Source organism: Citrobacter sp. Cpo090 (assembly GCF_030332665.1).
Lineage (GTDB): Bacteria > Pseudomonadota > Gammaproteobacteria > Enterobacterales > Enterobacteriaceae > Citrobacter > Citrobacter portucalensis.
Map to the genome: position 1 here is coordinate 324868 of NZ_JAOWHK010000030.1, position 15366 is coordinate 340233.

Here is a 15366-nt window from a genome sequence, read left to right on the forward strand (position 1 = left end):
ATCACGGCCAACGTTTAATGATGATAGAAGTATTTATGCCGCCAAACGCAAAGTTGTTGCTCTGCAAAAACTCGCAATCAATCTTGCGGGCTTCACCCATAATGTAATCCAGTTCGCCACAATTGGCATCTGGCTGACTCAAATTTAGCGTAGGCGCAAACCAGCCTTCACGCATCATTTGCAGACTCATCCAGGCCTCGAGTGCGCCACAAGCGCCAAGGGTATGTCCAAAATAGCTTTTAAGCGAGGATAGCGGAACATTATCACCATAAATTGCAGAGGTTGCCTGACTTTCTGCAACATCACCGCGATCGGTTGCGGTACCGTGCGCTGAAATATAGCCGATATCCCGGGCGCTAATACCTGCCATATTCAGAGATTTTTCCATGCAAATCTGCATTGTTTCGCGCTGTGGCTGGGTGATATGAGCAGCATCGCAGTTAGTGGCAAAGCCAACGATTTCACCATAAATCGTTGCTCCGCGCGCTTTAGCGTGTTCCAGCTCTTCCAGCACTAGCGTACCTGCGCCTTCTCCGATGACCAGACCATCGCGTTTTTCATCGAACGGGGAGGGGGTGGTTTTCGGTTCGTCGTTGCGTTGGCTGGTCGCGAATAGCGTATCAAACACGGCGGCTTCGGAAGGACACAGTTCTTCTGCACCGCCGGCGACCATCACCGTTTGATAACCGTGTCGAATGGCTTCCCATGCGTAACCAATTGCCTGGCTACCAGATGTGCAGGCGCTGGATGTCGGGATAACTCGCCCACGCAGACCGAAAAACAATCCGGTGTTAACGGCAGTGGTATGCGGCATCATTTGCACGTAGGTCGTGCCGGTGATGTTATTAGTGTGTTTCTCGGTCAGCATGGTCGCGAACTCGCTCACTGGACCGGTACTACCGGTTGATGAACCATAAGCGATTCCGGTTTCACCGTTAGTCAGTACCCGATCGCCAATCAGTCCGGCCTGCTCAAGCGCCAGCTCTGTTGCGCGGGTGGACATCAGCGATACGCGGCCCATGGCGCGAATTCGCTTGCGGGTATAGTGTTCTGGTAGAGTGAAGTCGTCGATCGGCGCACCCAGCAGTGTGTGCAGTCCGTCATAAACCTGCCACTCCGGCATTTTGCGTACCGCATTTTCATATGCCAATAACCTGGCGGAGACAGCCTGCCAGTTTTCCCCAAAGGCGGTGACGCCGCCCATGCCTGTAATCACGACACGACGTGTCATAACATCCCTCCATTGATGGAAATCACCTGGCGAGTTACATAGCCCGCCACATCCGACATTAAATAACTGGCAAGCCCGGCCACTTCTTCAGCCTGACCTATTCGTTTCATGGGAATCATCGACATCGCCTCTTTCAATGCGGCTTCTTCCATCTCGATCATCCCGGTATCAATGAGTCCCGGTGCAATGCAGTTTACGGTAATTTTGCGTTTTGCCAGTTCGATAGCCAGCGCTTTGGTGGCACCAATGATTCCGGCTTTTGCCGCACTGTAATTGACCTGACCGCGGTTGCCCATCACGCCCGAAACCGAAGACAGTGTGATGATACGCCCCCCCTGGCGTGCGCTGATCATCGGCATAATGCACGGATGAATGACGTTGTAAAAGCTGTCGAGGTTGGTATGGATCACCGCATCCCAGTCGCTATCACTGAGCGCAGGGAAAGCGGCATCACGAGTGATCCCAGCGTTGCTGACAATGCCGTACCATGTGCCGTTTGCTTCAATATCTTGCGACAGTACTTCACGGCACTGCTCGCGATTGGCAACATCAAATGTCAACAGGCGCCCTGCGCCGCCAGCGGCGAGGATAGCATCCAGCGTTTCTTGTGCTCCTTGCACATCGCGATGATAGTGTACGCCGACCACAAAACCGTCCGCGGCCAGTTGTCTGGCGATGGCGCGACCGATACCTTTGCTGGCACCCGTAACTAAAACTGAACGGCTCATGTGGACGCTCCTTGTTGAAATAGCGTGTTAATTTCTTCTGATGTCGGCTGGAAGGTGTTGACGCGACCGGTTGCCAGCGTCTCGTTGTCTGCCTGGATGGCACATTCAAAGCTACCGAATCGTGCATCCTGCATCAGCAATTTGACATGGATGCTCAGCGTCTTCCCGGCAGGCAGAACACCTGTGGCACAGACTAACTCACGTGCGCCCAGTACCATGCCTAACGTAATACTCGCCTGACCTTGTTGCTGGCGGTGCCAGCCAGACCAGACGCCAATGGTCTGCGCCATCAGTTCCAGTGCGAACCAGCCAGGTAGATTGCCGTCGGGGTCGAGGAAGGGGGCCAGTACGCTGTTTGCTGATACCGTCACGTGGCAGGTGGCGGTTTCGTCCGCCACACTGACGACCTCTTCAAGGAGCAGCATCGGCGCATCATGCGGTAAATAATCGCCCGGTGATAAATAGTGGCTCATGAGATTCTCCCGATCAGGATGCTGGCATTATTACCGCCGAAGGCGAACGAATTAGACAAGATAACCGGGCGAGTTAGCGACTGCGGCTGTTCAATGATGCCGCAGGCTGGCAATGTTTCATCGCGCGGTGACTGGCTAAAGTCCTGCGGAGGCAGCGGCAGTTCGCGTTGCAGAATCAGCATACTGATCGCTGCTTCGGTGATCCCCGCGGCGCCTAGTGTGTGCCCGGTCAGGTGTTTGGTTGAACTGCACGGGACCGTTTCGCCAAATAGCGCGTTCACGACGTTGGACTCAATCTGATCGTTTAGCGGTGTGGCGGTACCGTGCAGATTGATATAGCCCACGTGTTCCGGCGTCATTCCTGCGTCGTTAAGCGCCTGGCCGATGGCGCGAATGGCACCTTCCCCCTGTGGATGGGGAGCCGAAATATGGTACGCGTCGCTGGATTCGCCAACGCCAAGAAGCGCGATAGGCTGTGGCTCGCGGGTTAATACCATCAAGGCGGCGCCTTCGCCAATGGTGATCCCACAACGGTCGCGGCCAAACGGCTGACACAGCGTTGGGGAGAGTGATTCCAGACTGTGAAATCCGTTGATTGGCATTCGGCTTAGCGTATCCGCACCGCCGACAATGGCGATATCGACCAGACCAGATTCGATCAAACGACGTCCGCTCATGATAGCCCTTGCACTGGACGAGCAGGCGGTTGAGAGCGTAAAGGCCGGGCCATCCAGCGCCAGCCAGTGGCTAAGAAAACGTGACGGATCGCCCAGTTCCTGTTGTGGATAGCGCCAGTCAGTGCTCTCTTTGCCGTTGAGCATCAAATCAACGTGAACGTCACCCTCATCCAGACCGGAGGTGCTGGTGCCGAGAACAACAGCAATACGATCGCGACCAAATCGGGCGATAGCGTCGTCCACCTGCGGCTGGATTTGCATCAGTGCTGCCAGCAGTAGCTGGTTGTTGCGCGAACAATGAGCGCTAAATTGCTGAGGAATAGCGGGCAGCTCGCCGTCAACGCCGGCTAACACGGCGGATGGGTGTCCTTGCAGCCAGCCCGTGCGCGGGCGCATTCCCGGCGCTATGCCACGAGTGAGGTTGGCTGCGATTTCATCAGTGTTATTGCCCAACGCGTTAATCATGCCAACGGCAGAAATGTAGATCATCTCAGTCACCCAGATATTGAATGGTGATGTGGTATTTAAAAACGTGCTGCTCAATGCTGATCGGTTCGCGTTTTCCTTTTCGATTCAGATAAGTGATTTCCGTGACCACTTTGCCGCGGGCATTGCGCAGCTCACGCTTATCACCCGTATCGACGAGCGTCCAGCCTGTGGGTAATTGCGGTTGCCAGGTGCTAATCGGCCAATGGCTGAGCATCACGTCGGCCAGCACCTGGCTGGCTGGCGGCAATTGTGGAACGATGATCGATTGCTCGGTGTGCAGTCCTTTTTCATCGTAAGTCACGAGGAACAGGCGAATGCCGACTGATGACAGCCCGGCAAGTGTGATTTTCTTGTCATCAGCATTGAGCATGACCAACAGTGACTGAGTTTTGCCGTTAAAACTTCCGGTTAGTAGCTGTTGTGAATTCACCGCGGGAGAAATCCCCGGGGCAGGTAGCGTTACACGAGTACCCGGCTCTAACCAGGCTTGCGGTCGGCCTTTCTGTTCCGGCTGCGAGTGGCTGCAACCGGCCAGCAGCAACGTGGCGACCAGCGCAGCGGTGCGCCAGAATGTCTGTTTAATCATCTTCTTTTTTTCTCTTTTTTCCCTGGCATCGCCAGCGGTGACAGCAGGAAGGCGGTGAAAATACCGCTCACTAGCACAATGCCAAAACTGCTGATTGCCTGAGTGGCGCTAAAGACCAGCATGCCGAGCGTCAGGAGCGTGGTCATCATCGCCAGCGTGATGGCCAGCAGCGACGTCAGTGGCGTACCGCGTGGATTACTGAAAAACAGCGTGTAGTTAATGCCAATTCCCAGTACCAGCACCAGTGCCAACAGCGAGAACAGGTTGAGCGCATGACCGCTCAGGGCCAGTACTGCCAGACCACAACCTAAAGACAGCACTGAGGGGACCAGGCTAATTAAGCCCTTACGCCAGCCAAGCCGAATGACGGCACCACAGGCAATCACTGCCAGCGCAATGCACAGCAGGCCGGTCAGAATATGGCGATAAAGGGCAAACAGGTTGTCAAAGCTGCTCTTACGATCCACCCACGCCACGCCGGAATATTTTGCGCTGAGCGTATTTAAAGCATCACTTTGTTTCACCCCTTCAACGGGAACCAGTACGCTGCTTTCGCCATCAGCCAGAGACAGCCATAGCAAGCGCCAGCCTTCACTGGCCGGGCTGGCAAGCCAGGCATCGACGGTTACGGGCATGGCGCTAAGATCGGGGTTCACCGTTTCCAGACCTGCGTTGTTTAAGGCTTTCGTGATGGCGGGCGCAGCATCTTTTAGCAGAGACAGATCCTGCTGTTGCCGGGCGAGTGAATTGAGCGGAATGGTACGATATCCGCTGAGTAACCCGTCTTTTTTTGCCTGTTCCAGCGCGGGGGTAAAGGTTTCCAGCCGTTCCAGCGTTTGCTGAGCGGATTTGCCGTACACCACAAACCACTTCTGGTCGACGCTTTGCCCGGTCAGGGCGGTAATCGCTTTTTCCTGAGCGAGAATGTCCTGCGGCAGCGCCTGTAACTGGGAGATATCATCATCTACGCGCAGCGTCGCTATTCCTGCCAGCGAGAACAACGCCAGTGCCACCGGCAGGCCAACGGAGAGTTTTTTATTGCGTCGCCATGCAGCAAGCCAGCGTAGCATGAGTACCATTGCCGGCACCGGGCGTACCGGCAACCGACGACACAACCACGGGTGCCAGAAAATGACCGTCAGGCAGGAGGCGCTCAGACCTACCGCCGCGAATACCGCCATCTGGCGAATACCGGGGAAGGGGGCCAGCATCATAATCAGATAAGCCGCTACGGTGGTGAGTAGCGCCAGGAGCAGGGCATTGCGCACTTTTGCAAGGCTTTGCCATGGCGATGTTTCCGCACCGTGTACCATCCGTTCGGTCAAATAGTAGAGCGTATAGTCGGCGGAAATACCGATGATGCTCATGCTCATCACCAGCGTCATCAGATGGAGCTCGCCAAAAATCAGCAGCGTGACGACGGTCCCCGCCAGCGCACCAATGCCAATTGAAATCAGACACAGCAGCAGCGGACGCAGCGAACGAAATACAGCCACGATGAGCAGGATCACCCCGAGCACAGTAGCTATGCCGAGAGTAGAGATATCTTGTTTCGCCTGCTGGCTGGCGTAATCGCTATAGAACAGCGTCCCGCGGGACAGCAGTTGAGCCTGTGGATAGTGGGCTTTGAGCTCACCTTCCAGCGTATTCAGCGTGGTGACCAATTGGTGCGTCTGTTGCATATCAAACGATGAGCCGGTCAACTCGCCATGTAACAGATACCAATAGTTGCCTTGCTCGTCCTGGGTGACCAGCCAGCCGTCCATCAGGCGCAGACGCTGCCCGGTTTTGGCCATGGCCAACTGCGAGCCACGCATCAGCATGAAGGGATCGTTTTGTAGCTCTTTGCCACTGACGCCGGAGAATGCGGAGTAAAGTTGGGACAGGATCCACTGGCCCTGCGCTTCGCCGCCGTTTTGCAGTCGGGCGCGGGTATCGTTATCTATCAGGCCGTTACGATGTTGCCAGAAGAATGCCCCCCAGGCCTGCTGGCTGTCGGCATCCATTGGACCTTTTACCTGGGCTAGCGCGTGCGATTTTTGCAGTAAAGCCAGCCAGTCCCGGGCTATCGCTGGGTCCGGTTGCTTACCGGGACTCACCAGCCAGACCACCTGACGGTCAAGGCGCTGCATAAATCCCTCGTTCAGATCCGGAGGTATAGCGCCCAGCGCCTGCTTTGGCAACATGGCCAGTACGCTGCTGTTAAGGCGGGCCTGAGGTAGCAGCGTCAGAAAGATGCCCAGCAGAAGCAGGCAGATGACTCCCCAAAACAGCGCGGGACGTTTACTGGGCGGCAAAGCGTTGGCGTTCGTCATCGGTCAGTTGCGCTGGCGTTAGTTGGTGTTGGGAAAGCGCGATATCGGTGCGATCGCCCTGCTTATCATTGAGCTGAATGCTTTCCAGGTAGGTCTTTCCTGCTAAATCAATCGTCGCAAAAATCTTATCCAGCGGTGTGGTGATTGGCGTCAGGCGTAGCGTCCAGCGACCTTCTCCTAAGTCAGCGAACTCCACGCGGAAGTTTTGTTCCAGCACTTTACGATCCGCCTGGAATAACGCCCGTAGCAGATGATTAAACTGGAACATTTGCGGGTTATTCTCAGCGGTAACGGTCTGCGGTGGTTGACCGTTAATTGCCTGAACCATCCGTTTGTCATCCAGCAGCAGCTGCATCGGGAACGGGGACGTTTGATCCCACAGCAACCCCTGGTCGCGGGCGATCAACATCTTGCCCTGAGATCGCAGCGGCTGCGGCAGATCCTTTATCGTCCGGGTTTGATCGAAGTGGGCGCGAACCACCGGTTGTTCGGTAAAACGCTGTTGTAGGGAGTCGAGCGTCAGGGCACTGACGAAAGGGCTGACGAGCAGCACGAGCAATGGCCATAATTTCATGGTGTCACTCCCATCCGTTCAAACAGAATATCCGGGCTGACAAAGCACAGTTCACGGCTTTTTTCGTCAACGGCGACCTGGATGGTGTAGCCTGTTGTGGCGCGTTTACCTGTTTCGGCATCAAAAATCTCGTAGCCGATACGCAGGCGATTTTCGTACTCTTTAATTTGGGCGCGTACACGGATACGCTGCTCGAAAGTCAGCGCATTGCGATACTTCACCCGCGTGTCGACCACGGGCCACAGATAGCCAGATTCTTTCATCTGCCGATAGCCATAATCGAATTGGTTCAGCAGTGCCTCACGGGCAATCTCGAAGTAACGGAAGTAGTTACCATGCCACGCTACGCCCATCATATCGACGTCGTGAAACGGAATAGTTAGCTCGACTTCAGCCGTAAAACGGGGATCGTTAAGCACCCTTTACTCCTTGTCATTGGTGTCCGGCAGTTGCCAGAAATCGAAAAAGTTAAACCAGTCGAGGGGCGACTGAAGCGCATAGTGCTCAAGGCGTTCGGCGTAGCGATCGACAGTATTCTGTAATGCCTGTTGTCGTGTGGCGCGCGGTAAGAGCAGCGGGTCGGCAAATGGTTCACAGTAGATGTGGAGTTTCTCCTGCTGGCGCAGGGCAAAAATCAGATCTACAGGGCAGCGTAAAATAGACGCAAGAATAAACGGGCCCTGAGGGAATGGCGCGTTTTGCCCCATAAAGCGGCTCCAGCATACACGCCACTCGCCGCCGCGTTGGGGATTGACTGCGATGCGATCGCCTACGATGGCTACCCATTCACCGCGCTCCAGTTTCTCTTTGAGCAGAATGGCAGTATCTGGACCAATACTGTTCACCGGGAGCAGATTTAATCCAGCCTGCGGGGCCATCTCTTGCATGATCTGTTTAAAGCGTTGGGCGTTATCGCTAAATACCAGCGCATTGATTGTTTTACTGCCCTGTATCTGGGCCAGTGCCCGACAGGCTTCGACATCGCCAAGATGTGAAGCCAGTAGCAGTTTTCCCCGAGGCTCGCTGATATTCAGCGCCGTTTCTGCACCCGGTGCAAAAATCACATCGCGACCGAAGTGCAGCTCACCACGCCAGCTGGCAATCTTATCCAGCATCGCGCCGCCAAAACGCAGGAAATGCTGATAACTGGTCAGGTTTGGCGGTACTGGCATCCGGCGCGTGATCAGTTGCGCCCTTACGCGGCTAATCCAGCGTTGAGAGGCTTTTCGGGCAGTTGAAGCGCTGAGCCAGTAAACGCCGACGACCGGATACAGCAGCAGGGAGAAGGCTTTGCGACCCAGTACACGCCAGACCAGCAGCATCAGGCGCATTCCCCACAACCCTTTGACTTCCTGCTGCTGCGCCCAGTGTGTCGATGAACGACGACAAAGCAGGGAGGGGATGCGTGGCAACATGCCAAAGAACAGGCGAGTGTGCATCAATGAAATGTGCAGATTGTCTTTAAGCGCGTCGAAATGGGATAGCCCGTCCTGCGGATAGGTGACTCGCGTGGGGATAAAATAGCTGGTATTGCCTTGCCAGTAGAGGCGCACCATCACTTCAGTATCAAAATCCATCCGTTTGCCGAGCGTTACGCGCTGTGCCAGTTGCAGCGTAGGGGCCACCGGATATACCCGGAAGCCACACATACTGTCTTTGAGCTGCAACGAGAGGGTTTCTATCCACACCCAGATATGGGTTACCCAACGACCGTACAGGCGCGAGCGAGGAACCGAATCATCGTAAATCGGTTGTCCGGAAATCAGTGCTGTCGGATGTTCTTTTGCCAATGCAAGCAGCCTGGGAATATCTTCAATGGCATGTTGCCCGTCGGCATCGACCTGCACGGCATGACTGAACCCGGCATCTGCCGCCGTCTGCATTCCGCGAATAACCGCTGCGCCTTTGCCTGCGTTGATGGGCAGGCGAATTAACGTCAGATTGCTGTATTCTGCCGCCAGGCGTGCCAGTTCATCTCGTGTAGTCTCGTCGCTGCCATCGTCCACCACAATGCAGGGGAGATTGAACGGCCGAAGACGATCCAACACGTCCGACATCATCGCGCCGTGGTTGTAGCAGGGGATCAACACGCACGGGGAAAAGGTCAGCGGCATAACCGAATCTTCCCGCTGCTGGCGGTATGGCGCACGTCACCGTCGTGGCGCTGGTAGCTAAAAGAGAGCATCTGACGCGCTTCCTGCCAGCTCAGACTCAGGGTGACGGTGGCATCTGGCAATAGCGGTGACTGGAACTTCACGTTTTGAATACTGTGAAAACGCCAGCCTGGGACCAGCAGCGTGGTGGCGTAATCCATCGCCCAGTTCAGCTGTGCAACGCCCGGCAGCAGTGGCTGCACGCTAAAATGCCCGCTGAACCAAAACAGAGACGGGTCGAGTTGTAAAACAATCTCAGCCTGATGAGGCAGTGCCTGATGGCGCTCGATTTCATGGGGTTTCATGAAATAACTCCTGTAATTGCGCATAGACACGCTTATTCATACTGTTGACCGGAATCTCATCAATCACCCGCCAGTAGCGGGGAACCGCGACAGGCTCCAGCCAGGGCAGCAGCGAACGTCGCCAGGTCAGCTCTTGCGGTTTACCTCCGCACTCAAGCCAGCGTTGCCGGGCTTCGTCATCCAGTACCAGCAGGACGCCAACGCCCTGACGTCCCCCACGTGAGACCGGCAATGCCGCGACTTCACAGATACCATCCAGTGCCAGTAAACGTTGCTCCACTTCGCTGAGTGAAATGCGTTTTTCTTCAATTTTGACCACCCGCCCGCGTCTGCCCATCAGGCGGAACTGTCCGTTTTCGATAAACTGCAGAACATCATCGAGTAACAGGCCATCATCAGCATTAATTAGTGGTGAAAACACACGAAATGCGTCGTCTTCTGACTGGAATCTGACGCCGGGAAAGGGCAGCCATGCCACATCATCCTGGTGGCGATAGCGCCACGCAAGGATCCCGGTTTCAGTACTGCCGTAGATCTCATCGGGCCAGACATTTAGCCAGTCAGCAGCCTGCGTGACGTCCTGCCAGGGCAGCATGCCGCCAGCAGACAGAATCAGTTCGACCGGCGGCGGTGTCAGGTTGTGGTCGAGGCGTTTCAGAAACGCCGGGCTGCTGATAAACGCATACCGATGCTCAGAACTCAGTGCCGCCAATTGTTCGGCATACCAAAGCATCGCCGCGTGCAGCGGCAGGCCTAAGGCCATCGGCAAAAAGATACGAAACGTCAGGCCATACAGATGTTGCGGTACCACTGACGCGACCAACCGGCAACCTGCCAGACGATCGGCAAAGCGCGTTGCGAGCAATGCCGCTTCGCTATCCAGACGAGCGATCGGTTTGATCACGCGTTTCGGCTGGCCGGTTGAACCGGAAGTGAATAGCTCCACAAAGGCGTCACTGCGTATTGCCGGGAACGTGATGTCGTGGGCCACGGATGTCATGGCGGAGCTGACCACCCGCAGCGTTCCCTGCCAGTCCATCGCTTTATCGCTCAGTACGCCGTCAAACAGCAAGTGCTGCTCGTTTAACAACGAAACGCGACAATGTCCAGGGATCACCGGTGTTTTGCCGGCATGGAGCGTTGCCAGCAGCGCGACGATGAATAAGTAGCTGTTCTCGAAGCACAATGCCCAGCGCTCACCTTCCTGCTGCCGTAGATATGTTATCAACTGGGCCACATCGTGGCGCAGATGACCCAGCGTCCAGGTATGATCTTCCTGCCACGCAACAGGAACGTCGTTCGGGCGTGGGTCACAGAGCCATTGAGCAAGTGTGAGGGGCTGATTCATTGGGTATCTCGTTTTATCACCAGTTGGCGAACTAACCACTCGCCGACCATCAATGTTCCCATTAGCAGATAGGAAACCATACCGTTCCAGGTCGTCCACAGGGTCATATCGCCATTCAGTGCAGTAAAGAGCGCAACGCTGCCATTGATGATGAAAAAGGCGCACCAGATTTGTGTCACACGGCGGGTGTAGCGCACGCCCGCATCGGGCAGATTTGGGTCGCGCAGTCGTGCCAGGCGTTCAACAATGGGCATTGCAGACCATAACGATCCACCAAAAACCGACAGCATAACGGCGTTTACCACTACCGGATAAAACAGCAGCAGCTGGTGCGTTTTGAGCAGATAACTGGCAATGCACAAGGTGATACCCGCGACCGCCACTACCTGTGTCACGACGCGCAGCGGCCCCGCCTGTCGCCGGGTCTGGCGAAAGCGTAAAAAAAGGAGTAGCGCCATCAACGGTAGCAACCAGTGCAGACTGTTATGCGCCAGGCCAAACCAGATCAAAAACGGCCAGGCCAGCAACAGTAGACCTGTCAGCAGTTGTACGACTGGCAACGAGCGTGTGCCCGACACGGAGAATTACGCTTCTTTTAGAAGGCGTTCTACCGCATCGACGACATCTTGTACGGTGCGTACTGCTTTGAACTCTTCCGGCTTGATTTTCTTACCGGTTTTCTTTTGCAGATGCACGATCATGTCGACGGCGTCGATGCTGTCGAGTTCCAAATCTTCGTACAGGCGCGCCTCAGGCTTAATATCTTGCGGGTCAACTTCAAACAGCTTGACCAGCAGCGAGGAGACTTCTGTGTAAATGGCTTTTTGTTCGGTCATAACGGACTATCCTCAGGCACGTTGCGCGTGAATGAAAGATGCCAGCGTGGCGACGGAGAAGAAGTGCTGACGCATTTCTTCGCTCTCTGCTGAGAGGATCACGCCATACTCGTTTTTCACCGCCAGACCCAGCTCCAGAGCATCGATTGAGTCCAGACCTAAGCCATCGCCAAAGAGTGCCGCTTCGGTTTCAATATCATCAGCTGTCAGTTCGTCGAGATTCAATGTCGTTATAATGAGATTTTTGATTTCAAGATAAAGCGCTTGCATCATTAATTCCTGAAAGAGGTAAAGTACCTGGTTGTAATTGAAGCAAAAGATGCCGGTTCAACTGCCTTGCGGCCAGCGCCGGTTCTTGTGAGTTTGCGTCGTAAAATTGGTCGATCTTAACCCGTTCGTGTACTGAAACGGTAAACATCGGTTTTACCGATGGGACGTTGTACCATTGGCTTTCTTTATCCAGCATTTGTTCGCTGCAGTTAATAGTCACAATGCGTAAATCACTGCTGCAGCGCACGGCGATATTCGCCGCACCACGCTGTAACGTCATTGCTTCTCCGGGGCGTGTACGGGTTCCCTCGGGGAAAATTAAAATGGTATCGCCTTGCTCCAGACGTTGCTGGCAAGCGGGCAATAGCGCATCAGCCTGGCTGTTAATCAGATAATCTGCGGCCCGGACTACGCCGCCGAGAAACGGATTTTTGAGTAGTGCACTTTTCACCAGACAGTCGGTTTCTGGCATGACCGAGGCCAGTAGGACATAGTCGATGAGCGTCGGGTGGTTGGCGACGACAAGACACCCTTGCTCGTTGCGTAAAATGTCTCGTCCTTCAATCTGGTAATCCAGCACGCCTAGCCGCTTCGCCACGGTTAAGAAGAGACGAAAACTGGCAGCGATACTGCGTCTGGCGATACGTCGACGTCGGGCTTTATCCCATACCGCGATCAGCAGGACGTTAAACCAAATCGTAGACAGGAGGAGCCCGCCGAGGCCAAACAGGGCAAAGCAAAAACCGGTCATCACCAGTCGCCATACCCGGTTAAGCCGCAGGAGCATCGTGTTCATCCCTGACTCCACTGCCACTGTACGCGTTCGCCAGGCAGGGTAAACGCCCTGGCATCTTGTAAGTAATGTTGTAAAAACAACAGGCTTTGCGGCAACGTTGTCTCGCCCTGCGCGCTGTGTGGACGGGTTTCACATTGCCAGCTATCACCGGATTCAATGACCAGCGCGACGGCAAACGGCCATGTTGGCATGTCTGGTGGTAACTGTGGGTGATAAAACTCGGGCAGAAAACCGTCGAAATCGACCATCAATACGCGCTGATACCCCGCCTGCAACAGCCCGATGACTTCGCATAACCCCTGCTGGAATGTATCCCTGCCAGCAGAAAGCGAGGAGGAGACAATCGGTTTTTTCGCGGCGATGGTCAGGTTACCCACAGCAGAGTTATGGACAGAGAGGGCAAAATCGGTCGGTGAGAGCGCCTGCTCAGTCGCCAGGGCGTGTAGGATCCTGTAGTTACGCTCCAGTTCACCATGGCGGCTGGTATACAAAACGGCATTGATATCATGACGACGTAACATCGCCAGACCGCAATCGACGGCCAGTTTGCTGCCGGAACTGAGGCGGCGAGCTGTCATCATCGGTAACTCATTGAGCTTAGCCAACGGCGCGGTGGGATCGATGGCGTGCGAAAGCCGTGACCATTCATGCCACTGTTCTGTTTCGCTTAACCCAGGCGCCCTGGCCTGCCAGTCGATAATATTGAAAGCAAATTTCATCAACGCGTATCCGCGGTAAATCGGTTGTTCCGATTGTTTCTTATTTTTTCTTCTGACATATCAATAAAGTATGCCCAACACCTAAGTTATCGTGGCGTTCATCTACCTGAAAACCTGCCTGATTCAGATAGTGATAAAACTTCTCTACGCTGTAGAAACGGCTGTTGCCATTCGCCATACAGGTAAAATAAAGCGAAGACGCATTCAGGCTAAATGAGGCCGCCTCAAATTTTTGGGCATCCCAAAACAGTTCCATAATGCACAGCTTCGCGCCTGGTTTCATCACCCGAGCAACGTTGCTTAGCATAGCGATAATTTGTTCCGGGGAAAAACAGTCCAGGAATTGACTCATCCACCAGATATCAGCGCCGTCAGGTAAAGGCGAGTCGCTAAGCATATCCACAGCATGGAAATTTATGCGATGAGATAATCCTGCATTTTCTATATTTTCGCGGGCAAGTGCAATTTGTTGCGGCAAATCTAAGAGGGTGACTGTAATATTGTCATCATGTTGACAACAACGTAATGCCCATTTTCCGGTATTTCCGCCGACATCGTACAGGGTTGCAGGGGCGCTGGCGAATACATATGGCAATGCGGCATCAAATGCGCCATCTGAATAGTAATGATCAAAAGCAAACCAACTTTCACGCGCAGCCAGCGGTAATTGTGATAGCGCAGGATAGATTGTTGGCCAGTCGCCAAAAATTTTTAATCCCGCGGGTTTTCCATCTTTCAGCGCATTTTCCAGATAAAACAGTCCCTGGTAACAAACATCCTGAGTGAAGTCCATATTCACGCGCGTCATCGTGTCATGTAAAAGAAAATGACCGACTTTAGCGAGGTAATAGTATCCTTCTTTGTGGGTAATGATTCGCCCACTTAACCCCATATCCAACAGGATACTGGCGGCATATTCGTTGATGGTGCTGTTCTTGGTAATTTCGTCGAGCGTAGCGCCGCGTTTACCTTGCTTGTCTAGCCAGGTGAGTACTCCCGCATTTCGCAGACACAACGCGGTTTGAAAAAGCATAGGGGCAAAGGCGATACGTTGTGCTTCAGTAATGGCATCCAGTGCGCTTAGCGAATCCTGTTCGTACATGTGGGGACAACCTGTTAAATGGCAGATAATAAGAGTATCGGGCCTTTTCGACCCGACTTTAGGCATAATTACAGATTGGCACCGGCTGACAGATTAAGCTGGATGTCTTTATCCAGATTGCGTACCCAGCGGTTATAGTTTTTGTGAATTTTTCCACCAGAGGCCTGCAGGTTGAGGCTGCTGTCGTATTTGATGTCATAGCTGGTGGCGGTATAAGTGATACGGACTTCAGCCACATGATCGCGGGTTTGTTGGCGAGCTTTAATAACACCTGGTCCGGCTTCTGACATGACCCATTGGCGTTGAATACCGGCTTTCAGGATAGCGGTTTTAACCTGGTCCTGAGTATGTCCCGCGCTCACACTGGTGTGAACTTGATCGATCGGCGCAGTGCGTGCACAACCCGCCAGGGCACCGACAACGGCAATGGCCGCAAACCACTTAATATACTGTTTCATTAAAGCTCCCTATCAAAGTACCGTTTATACGTGTTAAATAATAAACTCCGAAATCATGGGCACCTTGTATTGCCTGTGATTATATTTAAGCTAAATTAGCATTTTATTTCATATGGTTGGTAGAAAAGTAATGAGATAACCGGGTAGTAATATCCCAGGACTTTCTTCAACGGAATTTTTCAGCATCATCATTGGCGAGAAGTATAGATTTTTAGAGAAAATGTATCAAATAAAATAACCTTTAAAGATAAGTAGATAGTTTACGTTAAATGCTTTGGGGGGATTCATTTTTTTTATGCGTTTTGA

The 15366-nt window shown here is 53.8% G+C and carries 18 protein-coding genes; all 18 read right to left on the reverse strand.

The features are described 5' to 3' along the window. Nucleotide 1 precedes the first annotated feature (1 nt). Complete coding sequence (locus OGY83_RS14300; protein ID WP_079938160.1) at nucleotides 2-1231, reverse strand: beta-ketoacyl-ACP synthase; 1230 nt, start codon at nucleotides 1229-1231, stop codon at nucleotides 2-4. Further along, nucleotides 1228-1959, reverse strand: coding sequence for a 3-ketoacyl-ACP reductase FabG2 (locus OGY83_RS14305; RefSeq protein ID WP_194212312.1), 732 nt, complete (start codon nucleotides 1957-1959; stop codon nucleotides 1228-1230). Before OGY83_RS14305 ends, OGY83_RS14300 begins: the two co-directional genes overlap by 4 nt. Then, nucleotides 1956-2432: a hotdog family protein gene (locus OGY83_RS14310; protein ID WP_057067185.1), complete on the reverse strand. Its 477-nt coding sequence runs from the start codon at nucleotides 2430-2432 to the stop codon at nucleotides 1956-1958. Before OGY83_RS14310 ends, OGY83_RS14305 begins: the two co-directional genes overlap by 4 nt. Further along, on the reverse strand, nucleotides 2429-3598 hold the full coding sequence (locus tag OGY83_RS14315; protein WP_079938158.1) for a beta-ketoacyl-[acyl-carrier-protein] synthase family protein: 1170 nt from the start codon (nucleotides 3596-3598) through the stop codon (nucleotides 2429-2431). The genes OGY83_RS14310 and OGY83_RS14315 overlap by 4 nt, the downstream gene beginning before the upstream one ends. Before the next feature lies 1 nt (nucleotide 3599). Next, a complete protein-coding gene (locus OGY83_RS14320; RefSeq protein ID WP_123268833.1) occupies nucleotides 3600-4184 on the reverse strand; it encodes a DUF3261 domain-containing protein in 585 nt (194 codons plus the stop codon). Next, nucleotides 4181-6499, reverse strand: coding sequence for an MMPL family transporter (locus tag OGY83_RS14325; RefSeq protein ID WP_286636145.1), 2319 nt, complete (start codon nucleotides 6497-6499; stop codon nucleotides 4181-4183). Before OGY83_RS14325 ends, OGY83_RS14320 begins: the two co-directional genes overlap by 4 nt. Then, complete coding sequence (locus tag OGY83_RS14330) at nucleotides 6468-7073, reverse strand: LolA family protein (protein ID WP_079938155.1); 606 nt, start codon at nucleotides 7071-7073, stop codon at nucleotides 6468-6470. The genes OGY83_RS14325 and OGY83_RS14330 overlap by 32 nt, the downstream gene beginning before the upstream one ends. After that, nucleotides 7070-7492, reverse strand: coding sequence for an acyl-CoA thioesterase (locus tag OGY83_RS14335; RefSeq protein ID WP_003827529.1), 423 nt, complete (start codon nucleotides 7490-7492; stop codon nucleotides 7070-7072). The genes OGY83_RS14330 and OGY83_RS14335 overlap by 4 nt, the downstream gene beginning before the upstream one ends. Before the next feature lie 3 nt (nucleotides 7493-7495). After that, nucleotides 7496-9187, reverse strand: coding sequence for a glycosyltransferase family 2 protein (locus OGY83_RS14340; RefSeq protein ID WP_286636146.1), 1692 nt, complete (start codon nucleotides 9185-9187; stop codon nucleotides 7496-7498). After that, nucleotides 9178-9531, reverse strand: a complete 354-nt coding sequence (locus tag OGY83_RS14345) for an ApeI family dehydratase (protein WP_123268830.1) — start codon at nucleotides 9529-9531, stop codon at nucleotides 9178-9180. The genes OGY83_RS14340 and OGY83_RS14345 overlap by 10 nt, the downstream gene beginning before the upstream one ends. Then, complete coding sequence (locus OGY83_RS14350) at nucleotides 9518-10879, reverse strand: AMP-binding protein (RefSeq protein WP_286636148.1); 1362 nt, start codon at nucleotides 10877-10879, stop codon at nucleotides 9518-9520. Before OGY83_RS14350 ends, OGY83_RS14345 begins: the two co-directional genes overlap by 14 nt. Beyond that, nucleotides 10876-11457, reverse strand: coding sequence for a COG4648 family protein (locus OGY83_RS14355; protein WP_079938152.1), 582 nt, complete (start codon nucleotides 11455-11457; stop codon nucleotides 10876-10878). Before OGY83_RS14355 ends, OGY83_RS14350 begins: the two co-directional genes overlap by 4 nt. Before the next feature lie 6 nt (nucleotides 11458-11463). Further along, nucleotides 11464-11715 carry an acyl carrier protein gene (locus tag OGY83_RS14360; RefSeq protein WP_123268828.1) on the reverse strand — a complete coding sequence of 84 codons (252 nt, stop codon included), beginning with the start codon at nucleotides 11713-11715 and terminating at the stop codon, nucleotides 11464-11466. Nucleotides 11716-11727: 12 nt separating this feature from the next. Further along, entirely contained in the window at nucleotides 11728-11985 is a 258-nt protein-coding gene (locus tag OGY83_RS14365; RefSeq protein ID WP_003827537.1) for a phosphopantetheine-binding protein, read from the reverse strand. After that, nucleotides 11966-12781, reverse strand: coding sequence for a lysophospholipid acyltransferase family protein (locus OGY83_RS14370; protein ID WP_079938151.1), 816 nt, complete (start codon nucleotides 12779-12781; stop codon nucleotides 11966-11968). The genes OGY83_RS14365 and OGY83_RS14370 overlap by 20 nt, the downstream gene beginning before the upstream one ends. Beyond that, nucleotides 12778-13500, reverse strand: a complete 723-nt coding sequence (locus OGY83_RS14375; RefSeq protein WP_123268827.1) for a beta-ketoacyl synthase chain length factor — start codon at nucleotides 13498-13500, stop codon at nucleotides 12778-12780. The genes OGY83_RS14370 and OGY83_RS14375 overlap by 4 nt, the downstream gene beginning before the upstream one ends. A gap of 40 nt (nucleotides 13501-13540) precedes the next feature. Continuing rightward, nucleotides 13541-14602, reverse strand: a complete 1062-nt coding sequence (locus tag OGY83_RS14380) for a class I SAM-dependent methyltransferase (RefSeq protein WP_079938149.1) — start codon at nucleotides 14600-14602, stop codon at nucleotides 13541-13543. A 68-nt stretch (nucleotides 14603-14670) separates the two neighbouring features. Next, complete coding sequence (locus tag OGY83_RS14385) at nucleotides 14671-15048, reverse strand: hypothetical protein (RefSeq protein ID WP_122973906.1); 378 nt, start codon at nucleotides 15046-15048, stop codon at nucleotides 14671-14673. Nucleotides 15049-15366 lie beyond the last annotated feature (318 nt).

Excerpts from the sequence above, each read along its gene's own strand:
- OGY83_RS14300 (WP_079938160.1), bottom strand. The coding sequence starts at position 1,231 with ATGACACGTCGTGTCGTGATTACAGGCATGGGCGGCGTCACCGCCTTT.
- OGY83_RS14305 (WP_194212312.1), bottom strand. The coding sequence starts at position 1,959 with ATGAGCCGTTCAGTTTTAGTTACGGGTGCCAGCAAAGGTATCGGTCGC.
- OGY83_RS14310 (WP_057067185.1), bottom strand. The coding sequence starts at position 2,432 with ATGAGCCACTATTTATCACCGGGCGATTATTTACCGCATGATGCGCCG.
- OGY83_RS14315 (WP_079938158.1), bottom strand. The coding sequence starts at position 3,598 with ATGATCTACATTTCTGCCGTTGGCATGATTAACGCGTTGGGCAATAAC.
- OGY83_RS14320 (WP_123268833.1), bottom strand. The coding sequence starts at position 4,184 with ATGATTAAACAGACATTCTGGCGCACCGCTGCGCTGGTCGCCACGTTG.
- OGY83_RS14325 (WP_286636145.1), bottom strand. The coding sequence starts at position 6,499 with ATGACGAACGCCAACGCTTTGCCGCCCAGTAAACGTCCCGCGCTGTTT.
- OGY83_RS14330 (WP_079938155.1), bottom strand. The coding sequence starts at position 7,073 with ATGAAATTATGGCCATTGCTCGTGCTGCTCGTCAGCCCTTTCGTCAGT.
- OGY83_RS14340 (WP_286636146.1), bottom strand. The coding sequence starts at position 9,187 with ATGCCGCTGACCTTTTCCCCGTGCGTGTTGATCCCCTGCTACAACCAC.
- OGY83_RS14345 (WP_123268830.1), bottom strand. The coding sequence starts at position 9,531 with ATGAAACCCCATGAAATCGAGCGCCATCAGGCACTGCCTCATCAGGCT.
- OGY83_RS14350 (WP_286636148.1), bottom strand. The coding sequence starts at position 10,879 with ATGAATCAGCCCCTCACACTTGCTCAATGGCTCTGTGACCCACGCCCG.
- OGY83_RS14360 (WP_123268828.1), bottom strand. The coding sequence starts at position 11,715 with ATGACCGAACAAAAAGCCATTTACACAGAAGTCTCCTCGCTGCTGGTC.
- OGY83_RS14365 (WP_003827537.1), bottom strand. The coding sequence starts at position 11,985 with ATGCAAGCGCTTTATCTTGAAATCAAAAATCTCATTATAACGACATTG.
- OGY83_RS14370 (WP_079938151.1), bottom strand. The coding sequence starts at position 12,781 with ATGAACACGATGCTCCTGCGGCTTAACCGGGTATGGCGACTGGTGATG.
- OGY83_RS14375 (WP_123268827.1), bottom strand. The coding sequence starts at position 13,500 with ATGAAATTTGCTTTCAATATTATCGACTGGCAGGCCAGGGCGCCTGGG.
- OGY83_RS14380 (WP_079938149.1), bottom strand. The coding sequence starts at position 14,602 with ATGTACGAACAGGATTCGCTAAGCGCACTGGATGCCATTACTGAAGCA.